The following is a 1891-nucleotide window of genomic DNA, read 5'->3' on the forward strand; positions in this document are numbered from 1 at the left end:
TGCTCGTAGACGTCCGGAGATCCGGCACGTACCACCGCCCGCGCCAGCGGGTTCTCGGTCCTGCGCTCCACCATGGCGCGGGCAGCTCCGGCCACTCGGGGACCGAAGTACGGCACGCCGTGGAAGATCATCCGGAGCATGAGGACATCGGCGGCGATCAGCAGGACGGCGTCCATCACCAGGGATCCCTGGACGAGTTGGACGAACGGGCTGAGCAGCAACAGCGCGAACGGGGCGAACATCAGCCCCAGGAGCCGCTGTGCCCATGCCCGGACGGCCGAGGTGTCGCCCCCGCGGGCCAGGGAGGCCAGCACCACGGGAGCCATGCACACGAACACCAGGATGCCGAGGCTGCGTGTCATGAACACCAGCCCGGCGAAGGCGAGTGCCACCGCGAGGACCGCGAAGAGCAGCAGCAGCGCCAGTGGGTTCTTCGCGTCTGCTGACGTCTTCAGGTCCTCGGCGATGGCCCCGAACAGGGTCCCCTCGTTGCTGTCGAACGCCGTGGTGAACGCGGCACTCACGGCCGTGTTCAGCACCATCACGATGCCCGGGACGGACGCCATGCCGGCGACGGCCACGAGCGTCCAGCCCGTGGACGCCCCCAGTTGCTTGAGGCGGTCTGCGCCCTGCCAGGCGGTCAGGGCACACACGACGACGACGCACACGAAGACGGCGACGGCCAGATGCTGGCCCAGCCAGAGGAACTGCTGGTACAGCCAGGTCTCGCCCATCTTGTCGGTCATCTCTGGCGCGAACATGCTGTCCGGCGCCAGGAGCCTCTTGATCGCCCGGATCAGGCTCTCAATGAGCTCGTGAAGGAGACGGACAGCGCCTTCGGCCGGCCCTTCGGAACCGGGGCCGGGGGCCCCTCCATCCGGAGGGGCGCCACCATTTCCTCGCTCGCAGTACGCCTTGGCCGGACCCTTGATCCCGTCGCACGGGTCGGCTGCCAGGTAGGACATGCGATCAGCCCTTGGCCTCGGTCACCGTGCTGAAAAGGGTGTCGCCGTACAGCGCGAGGACCACGGCGACGAAAAGCGTGCCGACGGCCATGCTGCCCTTGCGCAGGGCGCCCTTGGGGTCGCCGGACAGCTGAAGGAGCATCCGCAGCGCGATGACGGCGATGACGGCGGCGATGCCCTTGGTGACGAGACCCCCGCCCGTAAGGCCGATGGTGTCGAAGAAGTCCTTGAATCCCTTCGACATGTCGACGGGCGCGGCAATGAAGAGGTTTCGCATTTTCAGATCTCCTTGTTGGTGTTCGAGGTGGGGCGTGCCACGCCGAAAAGGTCGGGCATGGTGTCCATGGGGGAATAGCGGACCTGTGTCCCGGGGCGCGGCGCGTCGATCATCCAGCCGCCGCCGACGTAAATGCCGACGTGGTGAATGCTCGCCGCGCTGGACCCGTAGAACACGAGGTCGCCCGGCTTTACATCACCGGGCTTGACGGGCTCGGATGCCGCGTACTGTGCGGCTGCCGTGCGAGGCAGGGAGATTCCCGCTTTCGCGTAGGCGTAGAGCGTCAATCCGGAGCAGTCGAATCCCTCGGTGGATTTCCCGGACCGACCGCTAGGAGAGCAGCACGTCCCGGCACTGGGACCGCTCGCGTTTCCGCCACCCCACGAGTAGGGGGTGCCGATCATTTGCTCTGCCGCGTTGATTGCGGTGGCGGCCTGTTCGGTGGTGGCCACCTTCCCGCCGCCCTTGTTTTGGTTGGCGAGTGCGGTGATGGACCGCACATAGTTCTGTGTTTCCTTGTACGGAGGAACACCGCCGTATTTCTGGACGGCGCCGCTTCCCGCGTTGTAGGCAGCAAGCATGTTGTTCTGCTTGTCGCCGGGCACGTCGCCGACCTCGTCGGCGATGGTGCAGAGGTACTTGGCGGATG

The 1891-nt window shown here is 66.5% G+C and carries 3 protein-coding genes; all 3 read right to left on the reverse strand.

The window, feature by feature from the left end; all coding sequences use genetic code 11:
* A partial coding sequence (locus AB0E98_RS33560; protein ID WP_361710270.1) for a hypothetical protein occupies positions 1–746 on the reverse strand: 746 nt, incomplete at its 3' end.
* 223 nt (positions 747–969) lie between these two features.
* Positions 970–1242: a hypothetical protein gene (locus AB0E98_RS33565; protein ID WP_359516149.1), complete on the reverse strand. Its 273-nt coding sequence runs from the start codon at positions 1240–1242 to the stop codon at positions 970–972.
* Positions 1243–1244: 2 nt separating this feature from the next.
* Positions 1245–1891, reverse strand: a 647-nt coding sequence (locus tag AB0E98_RS33570; protein WP_361710273.1) for an NlpC/P60 family protein, incomplete at its 5' end; no start/stop codon positions are given.

The sequence above is a fragment of the Streptomyces sp. NPDC037389 genome (assembly GCF_040636475.1).
In the GTDB taxonomy this organism is placed as follows: Bacteria; Actinomycetota; Actinomycetes; order Streptomycetales; family Streptomycetaceae; genus Streptomyces; species Streptomyces hesseae.

What these genes read in the sequence shown, in the direction of transcription:
- AB0E98_RS33565 (WP_359516149.1), bottom strand. Translation starts at nt 1,242, where the DNA reads ATGCGAAACCTCTTCATTGCCGCGCCCGTCGACATGTCGAAGGGATTC.